Origin of the sequence: Streptomyces sp. NPDC057694 (assembly GCF_042799415.1) — a bacterium.
Classification (GTDB): domain Bacteria; phylum Actinomycetota; class Actinomycetes; order Streptomycetales; family Streptomycetaceae; genus Streptomyces.
On sequence record NZ_JBHVIX010000047.1, the window covers coordinates 1 to 22597 of the forward strand.

At 72.7% G+C, this 22597-nt stretch carries 27 protein-coding genes; 10 read left to right on the forward strand and 17 right to left on the reverse strand.

The features are described from left to right. Positions 1-127 precede the first annotated feature (127 nt). The gene (locus tag ACFVDP_RS43050) at positions 128-895 is read right to left on the reverse strand and encodes an ANTAR domain-containing response regulator (protein WP_383503151.1); all 768 of its coding nucleotides are present in this window, start codon (positions 893-895) and stop codon (positions 128-130) included. A 75-nt stretch (positions 896-970) separates the two neighbouring features. On the opposite strand from ACFVDP_RS43050, the gene ACFVDP_RS43055 reads away from it, so the two are divergent. Then, entirely contained in the window at positions 971-2107 is a 1137-nt protein-coding gene (locus ACFVDP_RS43055) for a PAS domain-containing protein (protein ID WP_383503153.1), read from the forward strand. Positions 2108-2132: 25 nt separating this feature from the next. Here ACFVDP_RS43055 and ACFVDP_RS43060 read toward each other — a convergent pair whose 3' ends face one another. After that, positions 2133-2945 (reverse strand): RNA polymerase sigma factor SigF, encoded by an 813-nt coding sequence (locus ACFVDP_RS43060; protein ID WP_383503156.1) that lies wholly within the window; start codon positions 2943-2945, stop codon positions 2133-2135. 319 nt (positions 2946-3264) lie between these two features. On the opposite strand from ACFVDP_RS43060, the gene ACFVDP_RS43065 reads away from it, so the two are divergent. The 3 genes from ACFVDP_RS43065 (at position 3265) to ACFVDP_RS43075 (ending at position 4743) form a co-directional block, all read left to right on the forward strand. Beyond that, positions 3265-3645: a hypothetical protein gene (locus ACFVDP_RS43065; protein WP_383503158.1), complete on the forward strand. Its 381-nt coding sequence runs from the start codon at positions 3265-3267 to the stop codon at positions 3643-3645. Positions 3646-3713: 68 nt separating this feature from the next. Beyond that, positions 3714-4190, forward strand: coding sequence for a CBS domain-containing protein (locus ACFVDP_RS43070; RefSeq protein WP_383503160.1), 477 nt, complete (start codon positions 3714-3716; stop codon positions 4188-4190). A 7-nt stretch (positions 4191-4197) separates the two neighbouring features. After that, positions 4198-4743, forward strand: coding sequence for a type 1 glutamine amidotransferase domain-containing protein (locus tag ACFVDP_RS43075; RefSeq protein WP_353945745.1), 546 nt, complete (start codon positions 4198-4200; stop codon positions 4741-4743). A 10-nt stretch (positions 4744-4753) separates the two neighbouring features. Here ACFVDP_RS43075 and ACFVDP_RS43080 read toward each other — a convergent pair whose 3' ends face one another. Then, complete coding sequence (locus ACFVDP_RS43080) at positions 4754-5749, reverse strand: AraC family transcriptional regulator (protein ID WP_383503162.1); 996 nt, start codon at positions 5747-5749, stop codon at positions 4754-4756. A gap of 289 nt (positions 5750-6038) precedes the next feature. Between ACFVDP_RS43080 and ACFVDP_RS43085 the strand changes: the two genes are divergently transcribed. Continuing rightward, positions 6039-7064, forward strand: coding sequence for a hypothetical protein (locus tag ACFVDP_RS43085; RefSeq protein WP_383503164.1), 1026 nt, complete (start codon positions 6039-6041; stop codon positions 7062-7064). A 9-nt stretch (positions 7065-7073) separates the two neighbouring features. Here ACFVDP_RS43085 and ACFVDP_RS43090 read toward each other — a convergent pair whose 3' ends face one another. Further along, positions 7074-8696 carry an ABC-F family ATP-binding cassette domain-containing protein gene (locus ACFVDP_RS43090; protein ID WP_383503166.1) on the reverse strand — a complete coding sequence of 541 codons (1623 nt, stop codon included), beginning with the start codon at positions 8694-8696 and terminating at the stop codon, positions 7074-7076. 94 nt (positions 8697-8790) lie between these two features. Between ACFVDP_RS43090 and ACFVDP_RS43095 the strand changes: the two genes are divergently transcribed. Together ACFVDP_RS43095 and ACFVDP_RS43100 are read left to right on the forward strand one after the other, a co-directional pair. Further along, positions 8791-10302 carry a bifunctional phosphatase PAP2/diacylglycerol kinase family protein gene (locus ACFVDP_RS43095; protein WP_383503168.1) on the forward strand — a complete coding sequence of 504 codons (1512 nt, stop codon included), beginning with the start codon at positions 8791-8793 and terminating at the stop codon, positions 10300-10302. Between the two features lie 98 nt (positions 10303-10400). Continuing rightward, on the forward strand, positions 10401-11225 hold the full coding sequence (locus ACFVDP_RS43100; protein WP_383503170.1) for a class I SAM-dependent methyltransferase: 825 nt from the start codon (positions 10401-10403) through the stop codon (positions 11223-11225). Between the two features lie 32 nt (positions 11226-11257). On the opposite strand, the gene ACFVDP_RS43105 is transcribed toward ACFVDP_RS43100, so the two are convergent. The 13 genes from ACFVDP_RS43105 to ACFVDP_RS43165 all read right to left on the reverse strand — a co-directional run bounded on the left by ACFVDP_RS43105 (position 11258) and on the right by ACFVDP_RS43165 (position 20778). Further along, positions 11258-11530: a gas vesicle protein K gene (locus tag ACFVDP_RS43105; protein ID WP_353945738.1), complete on the reverse strand. Its 273-nt coding sequence runs from the start codon at positions 11528-11530 to the stop codon at positions 11258-11260. Position 11531: 1 nt separating this feature from the next. Continuing rightward, positions 11532-11720, reverse strand: a complete 189-nt coding sequence (locus ACFVDP_RS43110) for a gas vesicle protein (RefSeq protein ID WP_383503172.1) — start codon at positions 11718-11720, stop codon at positions 11532-11534. Further along, positions 11717-12604 (reverse strand): GvpL/GvpF family gas vesicle protein, encoded by an 888-nt coding sequence (locus tag ACFVDP_RS43115; RefSeq protein WP_383503174.1) that lies wholly within the window; start codon positions 12602-12604, stop codon positions 11717-11719. Before ACFVDP_RS43115 ends, ACFVDP_RS43110 begins: the two co-directional genes overlap by 4 nt. Beyond that, positions 12604-12933, reverse strand: a complete 330-nt coding sequence (locus tag ACFVDP_RS43120; RefSeq protein ID WP_383503209.1) for a gas vesicle protein — start codon at positions 12931-12933, stop codon at positions 12604-12606. The genes ACFVDP_RS43115 and ACFVDP_RS43120 overlap by 1 nt, the downstream gene beginning before the upstream one ends. A 2-nt stretch (positions 12934-12935) precedes the next feature. Next, positions 12936-14132, reverse strand: coding sequence for an SRPBCC family protein (locus ACFVDP_RS43125; RefSeq protein ID WP_383503176.1), 1197 nt, complete (start codon positions 14130-14132; stop codon positions 12936-12938). Further along, positions 14125-14865, reverse strand: coding sequence for a DNA primase (locus ACFVDP_RS43130; RefSeq protein ID WP_383503178.1), 741 nt, complete (start codon positions 14863-14865; stop codon positions 14125-14127). The genes ACFVDP_RS43125 and ACFVDP_RS43130 overlap by 8 nt, the downstream gene beginning before the upstream one ends. Positions 14866-14868: 3 nt before the next feature. Beyond that, the gene (locus ACFVDP_RS43135; RefSeq protein WP_383503180.1) at positions 14869-15102 is read right to left on the reverse strand and encodes a gas vesicle protein GvpG; all 234 of its coding nucleotides are present in this window, start codon (positions 15100-15102) and stop codon (positions 14869-14871) included. A 4-nt stretch (positions 15103-15106) separates the two neighbouring features. Further along, complete coding sequence (locus ACFVDP_RS43140) at positions 15107-15859, reverse strand: GvpL/GvpF family gas vesicle protein (RefSeq protein ID WP_383503182.1); 753 nt, start codon at positions 15857-15859, stop codon at positions 15107-15109. Beyond that, positions 15856-16272, reverse strand: a complete 417-nt coding sequence (locus tag ACFVDP_RS43145) for a gas vesicle structural protein GvpA (RefSeq protein ID WP_383503184.1) — start codon at positions 16270-16272, stop codon at positions 15856-15858. The genes ACFVDP_RS43140 and ACFVDP_RS43145 overlap by 4 nt, the downstream gene beginning before the upstream one ends. Before the next feature lie 125 nt (positions 16273-16397). Then, complete coding sequence (locus ACFVDP_RS43150; RefSeq protein WP_383503186.1) at positions 16398-16712, reverse strand: gas vesicle protein; 315 nt, start codon at positions 16710-16712, stop codon at positions 16398-16400. A 371-nt stretch (positions 16713-17083) separates the two neighbouring features. After that, positions 17084-18955, reverse strand: a complete 1872-nt coding sequence (locus ACFVDP_RS43155; RefSeq protein WP_383503187.1) for a transketolase — start codon at positions 18953-18955, stop codon at positions 17084-17086. Next, the gene (locus tag ACFVDP_RS43160) at positions 18952-20328 is read right to left on the reverse strand and encodes an NAD(P)/FAD-dependent oxidoreductase (RefSeq protein ID WP_383503189.1); all 1377 of its coding nucleotides are present in this window, start codon (positions 20326-20328) and stop codon (positions 18952-18954) included. The genes ACFVDP_RS43155 and ACFVDP_RS43160 overlap by 4 nt, the downstream gene beginning before the upstream one ends. A gap of 111 nt (positions 20329-20439) precedes the next feature. Continuing rightward, on the reverse strand, positions 20440-20778 hold the full coding sequence (locus ACFVDP_RS43165) for a phage holin family protein (protein WP_383503192.1): 339 nt from the start codon (positions 20776-20778) through the stop codon (positions 20440-20442). An 88-nt stretch (positions 20779-20866) separates the two neighbouring features. Here ACFVDP_RS43165 and ACFVDP_RS43170 point away from each other — a divergent pair, with 88 nt between their 5' ends. From ACFVDP_RS43170 to ACFVDP_RS43180, 3 genes are all read left to right on the forward strand, one after another. Then, entirely contained in the window at positions 20867-21319 is a 453-nt protein-coding gene (locus tag ACFVDP_RS43170; RefSeq protein ID WP_383503194.1) for a carboxymuconolactone decarboxylase family protein, read from the forward strand. A 106-nt stretch (positions 21320-21425) separates the two neighbouring features. Next, positions 21426-21794, forward strand: a complete 369-nt coding sequence (locus tag ACFVDP_RS43175) for a VOC family protein (protein ID WP_383503196.1) — start codon at positions 21426-21428, stop codon at positions 21792-21794. Between the two features lie 71 nt (positions 21795-21865). Then, complete coding sequence (locus ACFVDP_RS43180) at positions 21866-22588, forward strand: GntR family transcriptional regulator (RefSeq protein WP_383503211.1); 723 nt, start codon at positions 21866-21868, stop codon at positions 22586-22588. Positions 22589-22597 lie beyond the last annotated feature (9 nt).

Consider the following 22597-nt stretch of genomic DNA (forward strand, 5'->3'; position numbering starts at 1 on the left):
CAGTTCCCCGCGCCCCTGAAGGCCTGCGCTTCGCGCGCCTTCCCCTGGGCGAGCGAAGCTCGCATCCAGGGGCGCGGGGAACTGCGCGACCAGCCCCCACCGGAGCCGCACCCGGCAACGCGCCACCTCACCGGGTCAGCGCCGCGAACTCCCGTTCCAACCCGCGCCCCCGTTTCTCGACGACAGCGGACGCGACCTCGGACAGTTTGCGGTTCGTCGCCTGCGAGACCCGGCGCAGCACGGTGAACGCGGCGTCCGCGTCGCAGCCCAGCACGTGCATGACGATCCCGCACGCCTGGTCGACGACGGGCCGGGTGCGCAGTGCGGCGCCCAGCTGGTCCAGCTCCGCGAGGGCCGCCCGGTAGGAGCGGTCGCGGACCATGCAGGTGGCGGCGAGGTCGCCGAGGGCGCGGACCGGGCCGTGCGGGGCGTCCACCAGGGTCCCGGGGCGGAAGCTGTACAGGCTGAGCGTGACGGTGAGATCGGCGCTGCGGAACGGGATCGTCACGCTGGAGCGCACTCCGGAGTCGAGCGCGACCGCCCGGTACTGCGGCCAGCGCCGGTCCCGCAGCAGGTCGGTGGCGTCGACCGGACTGCCGCGTTCCTCGGCGACGGGAATGGGCCCCTCGCCCGACCGCAGCTGCACGGAGAGAAGCGCGGTCAGGTCAGGATGGGTGGCGGCGGAGGGCCGCTCGCCGCTGCCGTCGCTGACGGTCGCGACGGCGCCGCAGCAGTCGGCGGTGCAGCGCACGGCCTCCTCCGCGAGTTCGGACAGACGGCGGGCCGGAAGTCCCGGCTCGGGCGCCTCGGGCGCGAGCCGCGAGGGCTCCGCGGCAAACGTTCCGAACGCCCGCTGTGGTGCGGTCTCTGCTTCGTTCCGATCGGCTTCGCGCATCGGAGAACGCCTCCTCACGGCTTCGGCTTCCCTCACTCCGCCCCGGAAAACAGCTCTCCGGGATAGGTTCTCGGCATGGCGCAATTGGAGGAGTTCGGTGAGGAACTGGCGGACTTCGTGCGCCGGGTGGGGGAGTTGAAGGCCACCCGTTCCGTGCCGACGGACGAACTTCCCGCCGTGCTCGACGCCGCCCTCTTCGAACTCGACCATGTGGTGGGCAAGTTGTGGCCCTGGTACGAGCAACTGACCGCCGAGGGCGGTGGATCCGGAGGGCGTCCGGTCACCGCCGATCGACAGGAGCAGCAGTTGCTGCGCGCCGTCTTCCAGCGGCTTCCGCTGCCGGTGGCGCTCGTGGACCGCGAGTGTGTGGTGCGCCGCCTCAACTTCGCCGCGACGAACTTCACCGGGGTGCGGGCCGGGTACGCGAGCGGCCGGCCGCTCACCGGTCTGCTCGCGCACGCGGACCGGGCCGCGTTCCGCTCGCAGGTCGCCGCGGTCGCCCGGGGCGAAGGGGACCGCGGGATGACCGTCCATCTCCAGCAGTCCGCGCACGAGCCGGTCCGGGCGACCCTGACGGGGCTGCGCCCGGGCAGCGAGCCGCGCACCACCGTCCTCGTGCTGCTCCAGCCCGCCGACGACGGCTCCGCCGCCGCTCAGCACCGCCCGGACCGCTCCACGGCGCCGGTCCCCGATCTCGCCGAGACCAGCCGCCATCAGGCCGTGATGGACCTGCTGGACGCGATGTCCCGGGAGCTGCTGGGCGCTCCGGCCGGCGACCCGCCCGAGGTGCTGCGGCGCGCCGCGCGGATCCTGCACGCCCGCTTCGCGGACTGGGTGACGGCGGACGCGGGAGCGGCCCGCCTGACCCGGGCCTGTGTGCTCGGCACCGACGACGCGGCGGTGCGGGACATCGCCGGGCAGGATCCGGCCACCGCCCCGCTCATCGTGGAGGCGGCCCGCGGCGGCGCTCCCGCGCTGCTGGTGCGCCCCGAGGATCCGCTGGCGCTTGGCCCGGACGCGTCCGGCGCCCCGGTCCTCGTACGCGCCGACGTCACCTCGCTGTTGTGCGTCCCGCTGATCCCGTCCCCCGGCGAACCGGTCCAGGGCGTCCTCACCCTGTTCCGGTCCGCGGGCCGCCTGGCGTTCTCGATGGCGGAGGCGCAGGCCCTGGACGTGATGTCCCGGCACATAGCGCTGGCGATGCGCCGATGACCGGGCTCACCGTGTCCGACAAGTCCTAGGCTGCATCGGCCAGGACCTGGTCGCGCAGCCGGTCGCAGCAGCGGCTGATCAGCCGGGACACGTGCATCTGCGAGATGCCCAGCTGTTCGGCGATGCGGCTCTGCGTCATGTCCCCGAAGAAGCGCATGTACAGGATCTGCTGCTCCCGTTCGGGCAGCTCGGCCAGGCGCGGCTTGACGGCCTCCCGGTCGACGACGATGTCGAGCGCGGGGTCGACGGAACCGAGCGCGTCGGCCAGCGAGTAGCCGTCGTCGCTGCCCGGCAGCTCCGCGTCGAGCGAGAGCGCGGTGAAGCTCTCCAGGGCCTCGAGACCGGTACGGGCCTCGTCCTCGGTCATGCCGGCCAGCGTCGCGATCTCGCTGAGCGTCGGCGCCCGCCCCGAGACGGTCTGGGAGAGCTCGTGCTGCGCGAACCGCACGCGATTGCGCAGGTCCTGGACGCGACGGGGCACGTGCAGGGTCCACATGTGGTCTCGGAAGTGGCGCTTGATCTCACCGGTGACCGTGGGGACGGCGTAGCTCTCGAAGGCGTTGCCGAGTTCCGGGTCGTACCGGTCGACGGCCTTGACCAGGCCGAGGGCCGCCACCTGGCGCAGGTCGTCGAGAGACTCGCCGCGGTTGCGGAAGCGGCTCGCGAGCCGGTCGGCCATCGGCAGCCAGGCCTCCACGACCTCACGGCGCAGCTCCGTGCGCTCGGGGCCGTCGGGCAGGTCGCAGAGGCGGGTGAAGGCCTCGGCGGTGTCGGGCGCGTCGTCGTGAGGGTGTCGCTGCCCCGGCTTGACCGGGCGCAGAGATGCGTTCGTACGCATGGATCGCAACTCCCTGGTGGTGCGTTGTGGTGCCTTGGCGGTGGTCACCGTGGGAGCCGCGCCCGGAAGCGGAGTCGGCACACCCGGGGCCGGTACAGCTCTTCGCTGTCCCGGGGACCGGTACGCCGTGCGTACCCGTCCGTCCCACGGACGTGCCTCCTGTCCGAAGCACTCACCTCCGGCTGCCCCTGCGATGCCGGGACAAACACGGCCGCGCTCACAGGTATGGCCGGGCGGCCGGTGCGCGGGCGGAGCGGCAGGTGTCAGGGGTGGGCCGTCGGGTACGCGGTCGGGCACCACCCAGTCACAGGAGGGACAGATGCAGCGAGGCAGCGACCGGCACAGCGCGCACCGGGACGACGAGATGAAGCACGAGTTGCAGGGGCTGTTGCGGTCCGGACATCCCACGCGGAGCGCCGAGTGGCACGATCCGGAGCCGGTGGCCGACGACGATCCCGAAGTGGCGGGTGGCCCGGTGCTCCCCGGCCACGGACCCGGCCGCCTCGAAGCGCTCCGGCACGAACTCGGGCGGTTGCTCGGCCGTACCTCGTTCCCGGCGACGCCGGCGCCGCTCGCGGCGACGCTGCGCGAACGGTCCGCGCCCGACGCGCTCGTCGAGCGGGTGGCCGCGCTGGCGCCGGACACGGAATTCCGTACGGCGTCGGAACTGGCCGGCGCCCTCATCGGCGACCAGGAATGAACGGACCCCGCACGGGTACTGCGGCCGGGGTCACGGACCAGCCCGAGCGGGCGGAAAGGCCGGCGGTCATGGCCGATGTGGTCAGGGAAGTCATGACACCAGGCGTAGTGGCGGTACGCCCCGACGCCTCACTCGTCGAGGCCGCGCAGCTGATGCGGGCCCAGGACATCGGTGATGTCCTGGTCGCGGACGAGCTGGGACTCGTCGGAGTGCTCACGGACCGGGACATCACGCTGCGCGCCGTGGCCGACGGCGCGGACCCGCTGACCGTCAGCGCCGAGGCGGTGTGCACCCCACATCCGGTGGCGGTCGGCCCGGACGACCCGGTGTCCACCGCGGTGACCCTGATGCGGGAGCACTCGGTGCGCCGCCTGCCGGTCGTCGAGGACGGCCGGGCGGTGGGCATGGTGAGCCTGGGCGATCTGGCGGTCGCCCAGGATCCGGCGTCGGCGCTCGCCGAGATCAGCGGCGCCGCACCGACGACAGACCCGGCAGACCCGGCAGAACCGACAGAACCAACAGATCGATCCGTACGAGGGAGTTGAGCGACTGATGCGCATCGCGTTCCTGGTGGCACCCGAGGGCGTCGAGCAGGTGGAGCTGACCGACCCCTGGCAGGCCGTGCGGGACGCGGGCGGTGAGCCCGTGCTCGTGTCGACGCGCCACGGCGAGGTGCAGGCGTTCCACCACCTCGACAAGGCGGACACGTTCCCGGTCGAGAAGACGGTCGCGGATCTGGCGGCCACCGGCGCCGAGGGCTTCGACGCGCTGGTGCTGCCGGGCGGGGTGGCCAACCCCGACCAGCTGCGCACCGATCCGGACGCGGTGGCGTTCGTCCGGGACTTCTTCACGCGGGGTCTGCCGGTCGCGGCGATCTGTCACGCCGCGTGGACGCTGGTCGAGGCGGACGTGGTGCGCGGCCGCACGCTGACGTCGTGGCCGAGTCTGGCCACCGACATCCGCAACGCGGGCGGCACGTGGGTCGACGAGCAGGTCAAGATCTGCACCGGCGGGCCGAACGTGCTGGTCACCAGCCGCCGCCCGGACGACCTCAAGGCATTCGACGCGGCGCTCCTTGAGCAGGTCAGCGGCGTATGAGCCGGGTGCGTCAAGGGAGTTGAGGGCTCCACGCCGCGTCACCGTCGACGGTGCGCAGCGTATGGGACGGTACCTGGCCGTACTTGGCCCGGTACTGCTCGGCGAACCGCCCCAGGTGCCCGAAGCCCCACCGGTGGGCGATGTCGCTGACGGACGCCGAGCGCGGGTCCGCGTCGAGCAGCTCGGCGTGGGCCCGCTCCAGGCGGATCGAGCGCAGGTACGCCATCGGCGGCATGCCCACGTAGCGCGCGAACGCCTCCTGGAGCCAGCGCACGCCGACCCGCGCCTGGCCGGCGAGTTCGGCGGTGGTGAAGGGGTGTTCGGGGCGCTCGCGCATCGCGTCCATGGCGCGCTTGACCGGGGTGGGGCGCAGCCCGCCGGCGGGCCGGTCCAACAGGTCGCGGTAGTGGTGATCGGCGCTCAGCAGCAGGCCGTTGACGACGGCGTCCCGCAGCGGGGCCGCGACCAGCGGATGCTGGAGCAGGTGGACGTCCTCGCCGAGACCGTCGACGAGCGTTCCGACGAGTTGCGCCCAGGCCCTGCCGCGCCCGCGCGTCAGGTCCAGGGCGGGTTCCAGGACGAGCGGCCCGCGCAGCGACCGGCCGGTCAGCTCCTCCACGCGCCCTTCCAGCAGGGACCGTTCGATCTTCAGTGCGATGATCCGGCCGTCGCCGGTCCACTGGTCCACGGATGTGGTGCCGACCGGCTGGAAGAGGGCGGCCGCGCCGGGCGGGGTGAGCTGCCCGGGGCCGCTCGCCTGGTGCCAGGACAGCGCGGCGCCGACCGGGATGTTCACGTGGTAGGAGCCCAGCTCCCCGCAGCGCACCCGGACATCGGCCCCGCACCTGAGATCCCCGACGGTGATCCCGCCCAGTTCGAGCACCTCGAACGCGGCGCCGAACCGCTCGGGGCGTGACAGCACGTCCAGCCGGTTGCTGTAGAAAGCTTCCTTGATCGCTTCCATCGCCCGGTCGACGTCTTCCGTCCGCAAGGACGTTCTCGCCACCCTGACTCCTCGTGATGACCTGTCATGACACGTCGTGCGCGCGGGCGTCCCGCGCGCCCGTGCGTCCACCGACCCAGCAGCGTACGACTGCCGCCGGGCTCTGGCGACGACGCCTGCACCAGGCACCGGTCCCCATCCGCCCCACTATCGTCCCCCACACCGAGTGGCGCTCCGGACACGCCCCTTTCACTCGTGCGTGTCACCTGCCGCCTGCCCGCGAGCGCGCCGGGTACCCGCTCCCGAACGCGGTATCCCGTCCCACCGCGCCCACGATCTCCGGGAGACAGACATGGACCTCGCGTTCCTCACCCCACTGTGCGACCGGCCGGGACCCTGGGCGTCCGTGTACGTCGACGCGTCCCGCTACCGCGCCTCCACCGACGAGGAGCGCACGCTGGAGGCGCTGGCGGTGCAGCGGGCGCTTGCCTGTGCCGGTGCCGACGAGGCCACGTGCCACGCGGTGCGGATGGCCGTCGACGAGCTGCGGCACGCTCCCGAGCCGGTCGGGCGGGCGTTCTTCGCCACCCGCGGTGAGGTGGTCCTCGACCCGGCGTTGAGCACGGCGCCGCCCGGTACGTCGGTGCACTGGGCGGCCCTGCCGCACACCGCTCCCCTGCTGGACCTGGCCGGCGAGGACCCGCTGTGCCTGGTCGTGCGCGTCGACCGGGAGGGCGCGGCTCTCGAACTGTGGCCGGACGCGGGGGACGGACCGCGCCGCGCGGAGCGGCATCTCCCGCTGTGGGCGGCGGACTCCCCGGAGCGGAGCGCCGCCGAGATCGCCGAGGCGCTCGTGCGCTGTCAGGCCGAGACGCGGGCCGATCTCGTGGTGCTGGTCGGCGACGACGCGGAGTGCGCGGCCGTGCACGAGCGGCTGCCCGCGGCGGTACGGGAACGGGCGCTGCGGGCCCGGCCCGGTGCGGGCGACGAACGGCTCGGCGCCGAGCTGGTCCGGGCCCGCGCCGCGCACGAGGCGGAGGTGTTCGCCGCCGCGCGCGGACGGGGCGAGGAGGCCGCGGAAGGTGTGGCCGCGCTGGTCGACGCCGCGCACGAGCACCGCATCGCGCAGCTGCTGATCCGGGCCGACGGGCCGGACGCGCACCGGTCGGTCTGGGTGGGCGCCGAGCCCGACCAGGTCGGGGTGCGCCCGGACGAGCCGGCAGTGCTCGGCGCGCGGGACGCGGTGCCGGCGCGGGCCGACGACGCGCTGCTGCGGTGCGCGGTCGCCGCGGGCGCCGACGCGGTGTCGGTGGCCGGGGCGGATCCGGGTGCCGGACCCGCCGGCGGCCTCGGCGCGCTGCTGCGCTGGGGCGGCTGAGGCGCCCCGTCAGCGGGCGCGCTCCACCCTGCGCTCGTCCCAGACGGGCTCCGTGGTCTCGCGGACCCGGCCGTCCGAGCCGAAGACCAGGTAGCGGTCGAAGGCGCGGGCGAACCAGCGGTCGTGGGTGACCGACAGGACGGTGCCGTCGAAGGCCTCCAGGCCTTCCTGGAGGGCTTCGGCCGACTCCAGATCGAGGTTGTCCGTGGGCTCGTCCAGGAGCAGTGCGGTGGCGCCCTCCAGTTCGAGCAGCAGGATCTGGAAGCGGGCCTGCTGGCCGCCCGAGAGCCGCTCGAAGTTCTGCTCGGCCTGGGCCGTCAGCTCGTAGCGGCGCAGCAGGGACATGGCCGCGCCGCGGTCCTTGGCGTGGTCGCGCCACAGGATGTCGAGCAGCGGGCGGCCCTGGAGTTCGGGGTGGGCGTGGGTCTGGGCGAAGTGGCCGGGGACCACGCGCGCGCCCAGCTTCCAGGCGCCGGTGTGCGCCACCGAGTCGTCGCCCGCCAGCAGCCGCAGGAAGTGCGACTTGCCCGAGCCGTTCGAGCCGAGGACCGCGACACGTTCGCCGTAGAAGACCTCCAGGTCGAACGGCTGCATGAGGCCGGTCAGCTCCAGGCCCTTGCACGTGACGGCGCGCACCCCGGTGCGGCCGCCCTTCAGGCGCATGGTGATGTCCTGCTCGCGCGGCGGCTCCGGCGGCGGGCCCGCCTCCTCGAACTTGCGCAGCCGGGTCTGCGCGGCGGCGTAGCGGGAGGCCATCTCGTGGCTGACCGCGGCGGCCTGCCGGAGGTTGATCACGAGCTTCTTGAGCTGGGCGTGCTTCTCGTCCCAGCGGCGGCGCAGCTCCTCGAAGCGGGCGAAGCGCTCACGGCGGGCCTCGTGGTACGTGGCGAAGCCGCCGCCGTGCACCCAGGCGTCGGCGCCGCCAGGGCCGGGCTCGACGCTGACGATCTTCTCGGCGGAGCGGGCGAGCAGCTCGCGGTCGTGGGAGACGAAGAGAACCGTCTTGCGGGTCTCGCGGAGCTTCTCCTCCAGCCAGCGCTTGCCGGGGACGTCGAGGTAGTTGTCCGGCTCGTCGAGGAGCAGGACCTCGTCCTGGCCGCGCAGCAGCGCCTCCAGGACCAGGCGCTTCTGTTCGCCGCCGGAGAGGGTGCTGATCGCGCGGAACTGTGCCTTGTCGTAGGGGACGCCGAGCGCGGCCATGGTGCACATGTCCCAGAGCGTCTCCGCCTCGTAGCCCTGGACCTCGGCCCAGTCGGCGAGCGCCTGCGCGTAGCTCATCTGCGCGGCCTCGTCGTCGACCGTCATGATCGCGTGCTCGGCCTTGTCGACCGCCTTCGCGGCCTCGCGGAGCCGGGGCTGGGCGACGGAGACGAGCAGGTCGCGTACGGTCGTGTCGTCGCGGACCGAGCCGACGAACTGGCGCATCACACCGAGGCCGCCACCGACCGTGACCGAGCCGCCGTGCGGCTGGAGCTCGCCGGAGATCAGGCGGAGCAGGGTGGTCTTGCCCGCGCCGTTCGGTCCGACCAGGGCGACGACTGCGCCTTCGCCGACCCGGAACGAGACATCACCGAGCAGCGCCCGCCCGTCCGGCAAGTAGTACTCGAGGTGCGCGGCTTCCAGATGTCCCATGATCCCGCATTCTGGACGCCCGTGCGGGTGACGGGCAAATGAATTGGCAGGCCGGGGCCGGGTGCGGGGCCCGGCACGGGGTAACCGTCGTTCCATGTGTGCCGACTTCTTCGCCGACCTCATCTCGCCCTCACCGGCCGTGACCAAGCCCGGCCCGTCCCTGCGGGGGCGGCTCGCCGCCCTGGACCGGCGCGTCTTCGAATTCGCCGCCGGGTCGAACTGGCCCGGCGCGGAGCGGGTCCTGCCCCGGCTCAGCCGGGCCGCCAACCACGGGGTGCTTTGGTTCGGGATCGGCGGTGCGCTCGCCCTGAGCGGATCACCGAAGGCCCGCCGGGCCGCCGTGCGCGGGGTCGCGTCCCTCGCCGTGGCCTCGGCGACCATCAATACGCTCGGGAAGCGGTCGGTGCGCCGCGCCCGGCCGCTGCTCGACCCGGTTCCGCTGGCCCGGCGGCTGAAGCGGCAGCCGTTCACCACGTCGTTCCCCTCGGGGCACGCGGCGTCGGCCGCCGCCTTCGCGACGGGGGTGGCGCTGGAGTCGCGGGGCATGGGTGCGGCCCTGGCGCCGGTGGCGATCTCCGTGGCGGCCTCCCGCGTCTACACCGGCGCCCACTTCCCGGGCGACGTCCTGGTGGGGGCGGCGCTCGGGGTGGGTGCCGCATTCGCCGTACGCGGTCTGGTGCCGACGCGCGACCAGATGCCGTCGCCGGGGCGTCCGCTGGTCGACGACGTGCCGGCGCTGCCGGGCGGCGAGGGCCTGGTGATGGTGGTGAACACGAACGCGGGCACGCCGGAGAAGGTGAAGGCGCTGCGGGACGCGCTGCCCGCGGCGGAGTTCGTGGAGTTCACGGGCGGTGATCTCGTCCCCGTCCTCCAGAAGGCCGCGTCGCACGCCCGCGCGCTCGGCATCTCGGGCGGCGACGGCTCGGTGAACACGGCGGCGCGGGTGGCCCTGGAGCACGGGCTGCCGCTGGCGGTGCTGCCCGGCGGCACCCTCAATCACTTCGCGTACGACCTCGGCGTCGAGGACGCCGGGGATCTGGTGCGGGCCGTCCAGGGCGGCGACGCGGTCGCGGTCGACGTGGGGCGCTTCCACTCGGCCGAGACCTCCGGGATCTTCCTCAACACCTTCAGCCTGGGTGCCTACCCGGAGCTGGTGCACGAGCGCGAGCGCTGGTCGGCACGGGTCGGCGGACGCCTCGCCGATGTGGTGGCGGCGGTGCACGTGCTGCGGCGCGACCATCCGCTGAACGTCCGGATCGGCGGCAGTGACCGCAAGCTGTGGCTGCTCTTCGCGGGCAACTGCACCTACCGGCGGATGGGGCTGACGGCGGGCCGGCGCGCTTCCCTCGCCGACGGGCTGCTGGACGTACGCACGGTGGGCGGCGGCCGGCTGCCCGGCTTCCGGCTGCTCGCGGCGGCCCTGTCGGGCCCGCTGTCCCGCTCCCCGTTCCACACGGCGACGCGGATGACGCGGCTGCGCGTGGACGGGATCGCACCGGGCACTCCGCTCGCCTTCGACGGTGAAGTGAGCCCGTGCGGACCGGTGCTGACGGTCGACAAGGAGCACGAGGCGCTGCGCGTGTACCGCCCGCTGACCATACTGTGAGACACGGGTCTCAAGATACGGCCGTCCGGCGTACGGTGATGGCATCGCCCGGGGCGTCCCGCGCCGGGCGGTCCGCCACACCGTGAAGGGATCGGGCCATGTCGCAGGAGACCGCCGTGTACACCCACGGCCACCACGAGTCCGTGCTGCGTTCGCACACCTGGCGCACCGCCGCCAACTCGGCTGCCTACCTCCTCGACTCGGGCGTGCTCCGGCCGGACCTGAGCGTCCTGGACATCGGCTGCGGCCCGGGCACGATCACCGCCGATCTGGCCGCGCTGGTGCCGCAGGGCCGGGTCGTCGGCGCCGACAGCGCCGAGGGCATCGTGGAGCAGGCGCGGGCCACGGCGGCCGAACGGGGCCTGACGAACACGGAGTTCACCACCGCGGACGTGCACGCGCTGCAGTGGGACGACGACACGTTCGACGTGGTGCACGCGCACCAGGTGCTGCAGCACGTCGGTGATCCGGTGCAGGCGCTGCGCGAGATGCGGCGCGTCACGAAGCCGGGCGGCATCGTCGCGGCCCGGGACTCCGACTACTCGGTGTTCTCCTGGTACCCGCGACTGCCCGGCATGGACGACTGGCTGGACCTGTACCGCCGGGTCGCCCGCGCCAACGGCGGGGAGCCGGACGCCGGCCGCTTCCTCAAGTCGTGGGCCATGAAGGCCGGTTTCGCCCAGGAGGACGTCACGTGCTCGGTGGGCGCGTGGTGCTACGCGACGCCGGACGAGGTCGCCTGGTGGAGCGGTCTGTGGGCGGACCGGACCGTCGCCTCCGCGTACGCCGACCGCGCCACGGAGGGCGGGCACGCGAGCGCCGACCAGCTGGCGGCGGTCTCCGCCACCTGGCGGGAGTGGGGTACGCACGACGACGCCTGGTTCGCCGTGCCGCACGGGGAGATCCTGGCCCGCAAGCAGTAGTCCCGCACAAGCAGTGCTCCCCCAGGGAGAGTTCAGCTCCTGGGCAGCAGCGGTCCCAGCGGCCCGAGGTCGATGTTCAGGTCCTCGGGCCGCAGGTCGTAGCGGTCCCTGAGTTCGGCCATCCGGTCCTCCAGGAGCATCAGGGTGAGCCCGATCCGTTCCTCCTGGTCCTCCGTCAGATCCCCGGTGTCGAAGCGGCGGATCGCCTGCCGCTCCATGAGCTGCCGCAGCAGCTCGACCACCGTGAGGACCAGTTTCATCAGGTCGCGCTCGACGGTGTCCTGTTCGATCTCGATTCGCGCCATGTCACATCAACTCCGGCCAGGGCGAGGGTACTTGTTCGTTGACCGAGCTGATGAGGGCGTTCAGGTCGATCCGGACCAGATCGACGTCCGCGATGCGCAGGGTGACGTCCCCGGCGAGGACGACGCCGCCCGCGAGCAGCCGGTCGAGGAGATCGACGAGAGCGATCTCGCGCCGTTCGACGACGGTCACCGGCCCTCACCTCCTTCCGTGTCCGGGTCCGTTTCCGTGTCCGGCTCCGGGCCCATGGCTGCGAACGAGTAGCCGGCCCACGGCCCGGTCAGCTCCACGCGCAGGCCCGGCTCCCGGTCCTTGGTGGCGTCGACCCGCTCCACGAACGCCTCCGCCTCCGAACGGTCCACCAGATACGCCGCGTTGAGGACGTTGCGGCCGCTCGCGCGGGCGAGTTCGGGGTTCTGCGGCGGATGCGTCCTGCTGTCCGCCGCGCAGCCGGCCAGTTCGTCGTGCAGTTCCTGCGCGAAGCGCTCCGCCCGCTGCCAGGTGTCGTCGCGTGCGGTGCGCTCGGCGCGGCGGCGGCGCAGATAGTCCCGCCCGGAGGAGGGGGCCGCCTGCCCGCCTCCCTCCCGTGGGCCCTGTCCCGGGCCCTCCCCCGCGCCTTCTGCACCTTTCGCGCCTTCCGCGCCTTCTCCGCCTTCTCCGCCTTCTTCTACGTAGACCTTCACGCCCCACTCGACGCGTCCGGCCAGCCGGTCGAGGCAGGCCCGGAAGCGGTCGCCCTCCTGTTCCAGCATGACGCGGACGCCGCTGTCGTCCCGGAAGACGGTGGCCAGGCGCAGCGGGAGCGGTCCGGTGACGGTGGTGAGGGCGGCGATCACCGTCTGGTGCGCGCGGGCGGTGGCCGTGAGCCAGTCGAGGTCCTCCAGATGCGCGCGGAGCGGGGCCTCGGCGAAGTCCCGCTCCGGCACGTCGGCGACGATCGCCACCAGACCGTGGTGCTCCAACTGCTCGGTCGGCGCGCCCGCGACACCGACGAGCTCGGCCTGCAACGGCGCGTCGAGCGGCCGGCACACGGCGTACACGTACCGCAGCCGCCCCACGGGGTCGCTCGTGGTCATCAGGACCTCTCCCCCTCCACGGCCTCTTCGAGCTCGGCCAGCCGGTTCTTCAACTCGGCGTTCTCCTGAGCGAGTTGCTTGCGGCGGGCGCCCGAGGACAGCGCCGGGTCGTCCTCCCACCAGTCGATGCCCATCTCCTTCGCCTTGTCGATCGACGCGACGATCAGACGGAGCTTGATGGTGAGCAGTTCGATGTCGAGCAGGTTGATGCGGATGTCACCCGCGATGACGATGCCCTTGTCGAGGACCCGTTCCAGGATGTCGGCGAGGTTGGCCCCGCCGCCGTCACCGCCGTACTGCTGAGGGAGCCGGGGACCGCCGGTGGCCATGCTCATCGGCGGGCCCCGCTGCCGGCGCGCTGCCGGCCGCGCGCGGGCTTCTCGTCGTCCGCCTCGGCGCCCTCTTCCGGCTCGGCGTCCTCTTCGGCGTAGTCCTCGTACTCGCCGTCTTCGCCGTCGTCGCCGTCTTCGTACTCCTCCGCCTCGGCCTGCGGCTCGTCCTCGTAGCCGTCCTCGGCGTCGTCGTACTCGGCCTCCGCCTCGTCGTCGTACTCCTCGCGGTCCGGGTCGGCGTCGTCCTCGGACTCCTCCTGCTCCCCGGCCTCTTCGTCGTACTCGTCGGCGGGCTTGCCCTCCTCCTGCTCCTCCTGGTCCTCCTGCTCCTGGTCGCGCTCCTGCTCCTCTTCCTCCTGGGCGAGGGCGTCCTCATGGCTGGTGACCACCTCGCCGTCGCGGATCTCACCGCGCCAGCCGTCGCTCGCCTCGCCGCGGATCGTCACGAACCGCGCGAAGTGCTTGAGGTCCAGGCGGGCCCGGCGGCCCTGCGCACGCCAGATGTTGCCGGTCTTCTCGAACAGACCCTTGGGGTAGTACTCGATGACCAGCAGGACCCGGGTGAGCCGGTCGGCGAGCCGGTGGAAGGTGATGACGCCCTTGGTGGTGCCCTTGGCGCCCTCCGACGTCCACTGGATCCGGTCGTCGGGGACCTGCTCGGTGGTGTGCGCCTTCCAGCTCCGGCTCGACCAGAACACCTTCATCTGCCAGTCGGAGGTGACGTCGTCGGCGCGGTTCGCGTTCTTGACGCCCCGCGCGAACGTGCTGAACTCCTGGTACTGCGTCCACTGGTCGTACGCGGTCCGCAGATCGACGCCGACGTCGATGAACTCCATGATGACGGTCGGCTTCTTGCCCGCGCCGCCCTTCTTCTTGCCACCCTTGCCGAAGAGGCCCTTGACCCCGCCGACGACCTTGTCCTTCAGGTGGCCCGCGCCGAGTTCGACGGCGCTGCGCATCGGCCCTTTGCCCTCGGCGATCTTGCGGCCGCCGTCGAGCGCGAGCTTGGCGAATCCGGGGCTGTTGCCCTCGGCGATGTCGTTCAGCTTCAGCGTCGTCTGGCCGAGCTTGCGGCCCGCGCCCATCAGCATCCGCTGGGCCTGGGCGGCGAGATACTCCTGCACCTCCGACTTGAGATGGTCGGCGGCCTGGCTCTTGGCGAAGCCGCCCAGCGTCTTGGTGGGGGATTCAGCCACGGTCCCGCCCTCCCTTCGCGGCACGGGTCGCCGTGCCGGCGGTCCTCTTGGCGGCGCTCTTCTTCGCCGCCGTCTTCTTGCCCGCCGTCTGCTTCGAGGCGGTCTTCTTCGCCGCCGTCTTCTTCGCCGGAGCCCGCTTCGACGTCGACGCGCTCATCCGGGTGCGATCCCCGGACTGGGTGCGGCGGCCGGACGAACCGGACTCGCCGCGCCGGGCGCGGCGCGGGCTGTCGTCGCCCCGGTCGCCCTCGTCACGGTCGTCGCGGTCGTCGGATCCGTCGTCGCGGGAATCGTCGTCGGACTCGGCCTCGGACTCGTAGGAGTCCTCGTCCTCGTCCCGGCGGCGCACGGTCTGCCCCGGCACCACACGGGTGACCCGCTCACCGGCGTCACGCACGTCGTCCGCGTCGGGGGCGACACCCGAGATCTGGTCGCGCACCCCTTGCGTACGGCTGTGCAGCCGGCCCGCGAGCCCCTCGATCTGCCGCTCCACGAGCGCTCCGGTCGCCGCCTTGCCGACGCCGCGCAGATCCTGCCGGAGCTGATCGCCGATCTCCTTGAACTGCGGGTTGTTCTCCAGCTGTTGCGTCACCAGGTCGCCGATGGCGCGCGGGCTGAGCTTCAGCCGCTTGCCCGCGACCATCGTTCCGACGGCGAACGCCAGCTTCATCTTCTTGGTCCGTCCGAGGACGTAACCGGCCCCTACCGCGAGGCCGAGCGCTGCTCGGTTCACGCTTCACTTCCCTTCAAGCCGGTCGAGGAGCTCGTCCTCGATCCGGTCGAACGTCTCCTGGTCGATCTCGCCCTCCGTCAACCGCCGCTCCAGGGCGGCGAGTTCGGAGCGGATCACGGCCGGGTCGTAGTAGTGCCGCTCGGCCTCGGCGACCAGTTGTTCCATCGCCCACAGCGACCCGCGCACGGGTGCGAGCGGCAGCAGCAGCACCTCACCGACCAGACTGGTCAGCCCCATGGCCTCACTCCGTACTGCCCGCCGGAGCGGACGGTCCCGGCTCCACGAAGCTGTACGGCGGCAGCGGGCCGTTGACGGTGAGCTGGATGTGCGAGTGGCCGCGCTTCACGTCCTCGACCGCCGCGAGGAACTGCTCGGTCGCCTTCCGGTCGACGAGGAAGGAGATGTTGGCCAGCCAGCCGGTGCTCTCCGGGCCCGTGGACACCGCGTCCGCGGCCGGTTCGAGCAGTTGCTGCAGCTCCACCGCGTCCTCGGCCTCGCGGGCCTGTACGGCGCCGACCACGATCTCGCCGAGCCGCAGCCGGTCCTCGTACGTGCCGCCGCCCGCCTGCCGGTTGGCGTCGGTCATGGAGCGGACCTCGGGGTTCTCGGCCATCACCCGGTGCAGTACGGCCTCTTCGTCGTGCTGCGCCTTGACGTTGTACTCGACCTTGCCGTCCAGGGTGCGCAGCCGCTCCTGGTAGTGGTCCACCCGCTCGGCGAGCACCTCGGCCACGGCCTTGTCGTCCGGGGCCAGGCTGCCGAACCGCATGGGGAGCACCGGTCCGCCGCCGCCGGCCTCGGCGAGCACGCTCTGGTGGGCGAGCAGATCACGGCGCTTGGGCCGCAGGTCCTCGGGGGCTTCGCTGACGATCGCCGCCAGCGGGCCCTCCTTCACGATGTGCACCGTGCGCGCGGGTTTGCCGATGCCGCCCATGCCGTCGGGCAGCGTGGGGTGTTCGGCGCTCGCGATGCCGTAGATGTAGGTGCTGCTCACTGCTCCTCCTTACGGCGGCTCGGGGCGCGGCGGGTGCGGCGGGGTTCGGCCTCACCCTCCTCGCGGGCCTGGTTGAAGGCGTCCGAGACGGTCTGCGCGGCGCCGGAGAGGGCGCCCTTGGTCTTGCCGCGCGCGCCGGACTCCATGGTGTCGCCGAGGATGTCCGTGAGGCCGGACGGCTTCTTGCTGCCGGTCTCCAGATCGAGCCGGTTGCACGCCTCGGCGAAGCGGAGATAGGTGTCGACGCTGGCGACGACGACCCTGACGTCGATCTTCAGGATCTCGATGCCGACCAGCGAGACACGGACGAACGCGTCGATGACGAGCCCGCGGTCCAGGACGAGTTCGAGTACGTCGTACAGGCCGCTGGTGCCGCCACCGCCGCCTGACTGCTGTGCGGGGACAACGGTCATGGAGACCGGCCCTCCTTTTCTGGGCAATAGGGTATATAACGGGCACTTCAGATCATGCGGGTTGTGCGCCTCGTGCTTGTCGTGCGGATGGTGCGGTCGGTGCGGGAGCAGGCCGGTCCGCCGGTCTACTGGCCGCCGGACCTGCGCGGCTCGGCGCGTCCGCGCTCGTAGCGGCGGACCCGTCGGTATCCGGTGAGCCCGCCCTGCGGGTCCAGGCTCACCTGGTAGCTCGCCAGCAGGCTCATCGTGTCGGGGACGCGGGACACTTCCAGGACCTCGACCTGCAACTCCCAGCCGTCTTCGGTGCGTTCGAAGGACGACACGGATTCGGCCGTCATTCCGGTGAGCTCCGCCAGCTGGGCCCGCGCCTCGCGCAGCACCTCCATGGGGCGCGGCACGCGGTCCTCCTCGTTCGTTTGCGGTTTCTTCGTATTCGTCATGACAGCCTCACACTCCGAGTCACCTCACGAGCCGTGGCCAAACCTTCAACTCCGTTGCTGAGCAAGGAGTTTGCGAACGGCCGGTTCGGGGCGGCCCGGGTACCACGCCGGGCGTCATGTACGCCTGGGGACCGTGTGCGACCGCGACTCTCGTCGTGGCTGGTCGCGCAGTTCCCCGCGCCCCTGGAGGCGAGCTTCGCTCGCTCAGGGGAGGCTGCGCGGAGCGCATGCCTCAGGGGCGCGGGGAACTGCGCGACCAGCCACACTCAACCCGCACCCGACCGCAGGAAGAGCAGCGCGAAGCGCACGCTCAGGGGCGCGGGGAACTGCGCGAGAAGCCCCACCGGGCCCGCAGCCGACCGCGCACCCCCTCAGGGCGCCACCTGATGCTCCACCAGGAGCGCGACCGCCGCCGAGATGGACGCGGCGTCGATGCCGGCCCCGCGCAGCTGTTCCTCCGGCAAGGCGGACCCGGGCATCACCCGTACCGCGAGGCGGACAAGCCGAGGCGCCGGGCTCCCGTCCGAGAACACCTGAGCCACGGCGTCCCCGAGACCGCCCTCCTCGTGGTGGTCCTCCACCGAGATGAGGCACCCGGTGTCCCGCGCGGCCTCCCGCAGCACCCCCCGGTCCACCGGCTTCACCGAGTACGCGTCGATCACCCGCACGGAGATCCCGGCCGCCCCCAACTCGTCGGCGGCGACCAGCGCCTCGTGCACGGTGATCCCGGCGGCGACGAGTGTGACCCGGTCGTGGTCACCGGAGCGCAGCACCTTGGCCCCGCCCACCGGGAACTCCTCGTCCGGCGGATAGATGACCGGGGTGGCGCCGCGCGACGTGCGCAGATAGCGGACTCCGTGCACATCGGCCATGCGGCCGACCAGTTGGGCCGTCTGGTTCGCGTCGCACGGATACAGCACCGTCGACCCGTGCACGGCCCGGAACATCGCCAGGTCCTCAAGCCCCATCTGGGAGGGCCCGTCCTGCCCGATGGCGACGCCCGCGTGCGAGCCGACCAGATTGATCCCGGCGCCGCTCACGGCCGCCATCCGCACGAAGTCGTGCGCCCGCGTCAGGAACGCGCCGAACGTGACCGCGTACGGCACCCAGCCGCGCGCCGCGAGCCCCACGCTCGCGCCGACGAGCTGCTGTTCGGCGATGTAGCACTCGAAGTACCGGTCGGGATGCTCCTTCGCGAAGGACTCGGTGCGGGTCGAGTCGCCGACCTCGCCGTCGAGCACGACGACGTCCCCGCGGGCGGAGCCGAGCGCGGTGAGGGCCTCGCCGAAGGCGTCGCGGGTGGCGACCTCGGCACCGACCTCGTAGCGCGGCAGGTCGAGATGGCCGCTGGGAACGGAGTGCAACGCCCGTGCGGCGGGCGGCTGTCGCACGGTCACCCGGACGGACCGGTCGCCGCCCAGCTCCTCGACGGCCGCGGCGGCGTCCGGCAGCGGCTTGCCGTGCAACCCCTCCCGGTCCTCGACGGAGCGCACCCCCTTGCCCTTGATGGTGCGAGCGAGGATCGCGGTGGGCCGGCCGACGGTGGCGGCGGCCTCGTTGTAGGCGTGGTCGATCTCGGCGCTCTCGTGCCCGTCGATCTCGATGGTGTGCCAGCCGAACGCCCGGAAGCGGCGCGCGTACGCGCCGAGGTCGTGGCCGTGCCGGGTGGGACCGCGCTGGCCGAGCCGGTTGACGTCGACGATCACGGTGAGGTTGTCGAGCTGCTCGTACCCGGCGTGCTCGGCGGCCTCCCACACCGACCCCTCGGCGAGTTCGCTGTCGCCGCACAGGACGTACACGCGGTAGCCGATGCGGTCGAGCCGCTTGCCGGACAGGGCGACGCCGACGCCGACCGGCAGGCCCTGCCCGAGCGAGCCGGTGGCGGTCTCCACCCACGGCAGCCGCTGGGGCGTGGGGTGCCCTTCGAGGCGGCTGCCGAGCGTACGGAAGGTGAGCAGTTCGGCGTCGTCGATGACCCCGGCCGCCTTGTACGCCGCGTACAGCAGGGGCGACGCATGTCCCTTGGAGAGGATGAAGCGGTCGTTGCCCGGGTGGGCGGGACGTTCGAAGTCGTAGCGGAGGTGGCCCGCCAGGAGTACGGCCAGCAGATCGGCCGCGGACATCGACGACGTGGGGTGCCCGGACCCGGCGGCGTCGGCGGCGCGGACCGAGTCGACCCTCAACTGCCGTGCGAGGTCCTGCAGTTCGGTCGCGGTACGGGCGGGAACGGACGGGGTGGTCACGGGGATCCTCCAGGGGACGGGTCACTGGGCGGGTCGTGGGGCGGGGCTCCGGCCTTGTCCTCCTTGTTCTCGGGCGTCCGCGCCAGTTCCGGTGACGCCGAGTCGAGGGGCACGGACCAGGAGCGCACCAGCCCCAACTGCACGGCCTGGCGCGGAAGTACGGCGTCCAGGAGCCAGTCGGCGGCGACCCGGACGCGGTTGCCGGGCAGCGCGGCGAGGTGGTAGCCGCGGGTGACGGCGCCCGCGAGCGGGCCGGAGAGCGGCACACCGAGCGGGTTGGCGGCGGCCTTGGCCCCGCCGAGGTCGACGGTGAAGCCGAGGTCCTTGTGCCGGTAGGCGCGCCGCTCGCCGCGGCCGAGGGAGGCGGCGACGTTGATCCCGGCGATCCGCCCCTGCCGCCAGGCGTGCTGCGCGGTCATGGGGGTGTACTCCCCCGGCCGCTCCAGGTCCGGGACGGCGGCCGCGTCCCCGCAGGCGAACACCTCGGGGTACCCGGGCACCGTCAGACAGGGGTCGACGAGCAGCCGCCCGCGCTCCAGCGGCCTGCCGAGGCCGGCGACGAGCGGATCGGGCCGCACCCCGACGCACCACACGAGGGTGCGGGTGCCGACGAACTCCCCGTCGTCGAGGAGCACGCCGTCCGCGGTGGCCTCCTTCACGGACGTTCCCGTGCGCACCTCGACGCCCCGCTCGCGCAGGACGCGGCCTGCGGTGCGCGACAGATGCTCGTCGAGTTCGGGCAGCAGGCGCGGCGCGATGTCGAGCAGCATCCAGCGCGGCCGTACGTCCCCCTGTCGCAATGGCCGGTTGCGCACCAGGTCGTCGGTCAGCAGCTGTCCCTGTGCGGCGACCTCGGTCCCGGTGTAGCCGCCGCCGACCACGACGAAGGTGCACCGGGATCGGCACGCCGCGGCGTCGGGCGCCACGGCGGCCAGCTCGATCTGCCGGGTCACGTGGTCGCGCAGGTACAGCGCCTCCGGCATGCCGCGGAAGCCGTGGGCGTACTCGGCGATGCCGGGCACGGGCAGCAGCTTGTTCACACTGCCGACGGCCAGCACGAGGCGGTCGTAGGTCAGTTCGCCGCGCCCGCCCTCCGGATCGGCGTACGAGACGGTCCGCCGGTCGAGATCCACCCCGTCGGCCTCGCCGAGGACGAGGCGGGCGTGCGGCAGCGTCCCCGACAGCGAGACCGTCACCCGGCGCGGTTCCAGCAGGCCGGCGGCGACCTGCGGCAGCAGCGGCAGGTAGAGGAAGTAGTCGGTCGGATTGAGCAGGGTGACCTCGACCTGCCGCCGGGCCACCCGGGTCAGGAGGCGGGCGGCCCGGTACCCGGCGAACCCGGCCCCGACGATCAACACGCGTGTGCGGCTCACGTTCCACCTCCAGGCTGAAGCGCCCCCGAAGGGGCGCGGGGAACTGCGCGACCAGCCACGACGGAAGCCGACGCCCGGCGACACGGGAGCCCCCTACGGCGCACCCCCGGTTCACACCCCGGGCGGCGGCCCGGCCGGCATCGGCGGAACCTCGGAACCCGAGAGCCCCGAGGGCGCCGAGGGCTTCGCGGCCCGCCGCAGCAGGAAGGCCGCGACTCCCAGCACCGCGGCGACGATCAGCGCGGCGGCCCAGCCGGGCATCGCCAGGGCCAGCGCGAGCCCGAGCGCAACCGCGCCCGCCGCACCGGCGTACAGGGCCGACGCCGCCGACCCGGCGTACAGCGCGGCGGTACGGCGCCGCCGTTCGACGACACCGCGCATCTCCTCGCGCACCGCGTCGCGTACGGCCCCTGTCACTTCCTCGGTGAGTCGTTGATCCAAGCGTTCCATGGCGCGCGGGTACCCTTCCCGCGCACCTCGTAACGGCCACCGAGACGCCACACGGCAGAGCTACGGAAGAGCTACGGAAGAGGCCCTCATGACCACCGAACCCACCTCCGGCACCCCCGCCGACCCGGCGCCCGCCGGGACCGCCGAGACCCGCCAGGCCCGCTTCGACCGGGGTCTGGAGACGCTGAACCGGATCAACAGCGACAGCGCCCGCGTCCTGGACTCCCTCGCCGACGTCAGCCCCGAACTCGCCCATCAGATCGTCGCCTGGGGGTTCGGCGAGATCTACAGCCGCCCCGCGCTGCCGCCGCGCGACCGCCAGCTGGTCACCCTGGGCATCCTGACGGCCATCGGCGGCTGCGAACCGCAGCTGGAGGTGCACGTCAACGCGGCCCTCAACGTCGGGCTGACCCCCGAGGAGATCGTCGAGGCGCTGCTGCATGCGGCCGGCTATGCCGGATTCCCGCGGGTCCTCAACGCCACCGCCGTCGCCAAGAAGGTCTTCGCCGAGCGCGGTCTGCTGCCCGTGCGGCAGAAGTAGCCGTTCAAGCCCGGCGCCGGTCAACGGAGTTGGTGGCGCGGGCGCGGCAATCATGAAATCGTGGCTAGCCCGAAGAGCCGGTCAGAGAGGTGGCACGGGCCAAGTCATGGAGATCCAGGGCACCACGCTGCGCATCTGCGTCGCCGATCCGGCGATGCTGGAGTCGACGATCACGTTCTACGAACGCCTGACGGGCAGCAGAGCGATGCGTTTCGAGCGTGGCGGCGTCTCGGTGGCCGCGGTCGGCTGCTTCCTGCTGATGAGCGGCCCGGCGACGGAGCTGGAAGTGCTGCGCAAGGTGGCCGCCACGATCGCGGTGCCCGACGTCGACGAGGCGTCCACCCTGCTCACCGCGTCCGGCGCGAAGGTCCTCGCGGGCCCGGTGCCGAGCCCCGGGGGCCGCAATCTCATCGCGCTGCACCCGGACGGATCCGTCTTCGAGTACGTCGACCGGCAGGTGCCCGCCACCGAGTGAGCGCCGCACACCCCACGTATCCTCACCCGGAGTACGACGGGTGAGGACAGGGCGACGGTGGGACGGTGCAGGTGACGGCGAGCGGTGACGGAACACCGGCGGGTCAGGGGCGTACGTCCCTGAGCGCCCAGGCACGCGAGGCGCTGCGGCAGCGCATCGTCGACCGCCGCTATCCGATGGGAGCACGCCTCGTCGAGCGCGAGGTCGCCCAGGAGCTGGAGATGTCCCGCGTCCCGGTGCGCGAGGCGCTCCGCGCGCTCGTCGCCGAGGGCCTGCTCGAACTGCTGCCGCACAGCGGTGTCCGGGTCCGCAGTCTGGAGCAGGACGACGTACGGCATCTGTACGAGGTGTGGGAGCCCCTCGCCGTACAGGCGTCGCGGCTCGCGGCCCGCGCGGTGGCGGACGCCGCACCCGAACGGCCGCCGGGTCTCGACGCGCTGGTGGACTGCCTGGAGCGGGCCGAGCGGGCGGCGGCCGACGCCGAGGGCACCCATGAGGTGGCCGCGCACACCGCCTTCCACGAGGAGGTCGTGGCCCTCGCCGGGAATCCGCTGCTGTCCCGCACGATGGAGCAGCTGAGCTGGCAGTTGCAGCTCGTGTTCGGCCTGCGCGCGGAGCCGGCGCACATGCGGGCCCAGCACACGGACATGTACCAGCGCATCGCCGCGGGCGACGCGGAGTCGGCCGCGGCGAGCACGCTGCTCCATGTGCGCGACAGCCGCATCGTGGCCTTCAAGTCCCTCTTCGGCGACGAGTCCCTCTCCGGCGCGGAGAGCGGCCGACCGGCCCAGTAGGTCTCCGGG

What these genes read in the sequence shown, in the direction of transcription:
- ACFVDP_RS43070 (WP_383503160.1), top strand. Translation starts at nt 3,714, where the DNA reads ATGGCCGATGTGGTCAGGGAAGTCATGACACCAGGCGTAGTGGCGGTA.
- ACFVDP_RS43170 (WP_383503194.1), top strand. Translation starts at nt 20,867, where the DNA reads ATGACCACCGAACCCACCTCCGGCACCCCCGCCGACCCGGCGCCCGCC.
- ACFVDP_RS43085 (WP_383503164.1), top strand. Translation starts at nt 6,039, where the DNA reads ATGGACCTCGCGTTCCTCACCCCACTGTGCGACCGGCCGGGACCCTGG.
- ACFVDP_RS43135 (WP_383503180.1), bottom strand. Translation starts at nt 15,102, where the DNA reads ATGGGGCTGACCAGTCTGGTCGGTGAGGTGCTGCTGCTGCCGCTCGCA.
- ACFVDP_RS43165 (WP_383503192.1), bottom strand. Translation starts at nt 20,778, where the DNA reads ATGGAACGCTTGGATCAACGACTCACCGAGGAAGTGACAGGGGCCGTA.
- ACFVDP_RS43060 (WP_383503156.1), bottom strand. Translation starts at nt 2,945, where the DNA reads ATGCGTACGAACGCATCTCTGCGCCCGGTCAAGCCGGGGCAGCGACAC.
- ACFVDP_RS43100 (WP_383503170.1), top strand. Translation starts at nt 10,401, where the DNA reads ATGTCGCAGGAGACCGCCGTGTACACCCACGGCCACCACGAGTCCGTG.
- ACFVDP_RS43075 (WP_353945745.1), top strand. Translation starts at nt 4,198, where the DNA reads ATGCGCATCGCGTTCCTGGTGGCACCCGAGGGCGTCGAGCAGGTGGAG.
- ACFVDP_RS43105 (WP_353945738.1), bottom strand. Translation starts at nt 11,530, where the DNA reads ATGGCGCGAATCGAGATCGAACAGGACACCGTCGAGCGCGACCTGATG.
- ACFVDP_RS43175 (WP_383503196.1), top strand. Translation starts at nt 21,426, where the DNA reads ATGGAGATCCAGGGCACCACGCTGCGCATCTGCGTCGCCGATCCGGCG.
- ACFVDP_RS43055 (WP_383503153.1), top strand. Translation starts at nt 971, where the DNA reads ATGGCGCAATTGGAGGAGTTCGGTGAGGAACTGGCGGACTTCGTGCGC.
- ACFVDP_RS43065 (WP_383503158.1), top strand. Translation starts at nt 3,265, where the DNA reads ATGCAGCGAGGCAGCGACCGGCACAGCGCGCACCGGGACGACGAGATG.
- ACFVDP_RS43145 (WP_383503184.1), bottom strand. Translation starts at nt 16,272, where the DNA reads ATGACCGTTGTCCCCGCACAGCAGTCAGGCGGCGGTGGCGGCACCAGC.
- ACFVDP_RS43120 (WP_383503209.1), bottom strand. Translation starts at nt 12,933, where the DNA reads ATGGCCACCGGCGGTCCCCGGCTCCCTCAGCAGTACGGCGGTGACGGC.
- ACFVDP_RS43115 (WP_383503174.1), bottom strand. Translation starts at nt 12,604, where the DNA reads ATGACCACGAGCGACCCCGTGGGGCGGCTGCGGTACGTGTACGCCGTG.
- ACFVDP_RS43095 (WP_383503168.1), top strand. Translation starts at nt 8,791, where the DNA reads ATGTGTGCCGACTTCTTCGCCGACCTCATCTCGCCCTCACCGGCCGTG.
- ACFVDP_RS43050 (WP_383503151.1), bottom strand. Translation starts at nt 895, where the DNA reads ATGCGCGAAGCCGATCGGAACGAAGCAGAGACCGCACCACAGCGGGCG.
- ACFVDP_RS43090 (WP_383503166.1), bottom strand. Translation starts at nt 8,696, where the DNA reads ATGGGACATCTGGAAGCCGCGCACCTCGAGTACTACTTGCCGGACGGG.
- ACFVDP_RS43150 (WP_383503186.1), bottom strand. Translation starts at nt 16,712, where the DNA reads ATGACGAATACGAAGAAACCGCAAACGAACGAGGAGGACCGCGTGCCG.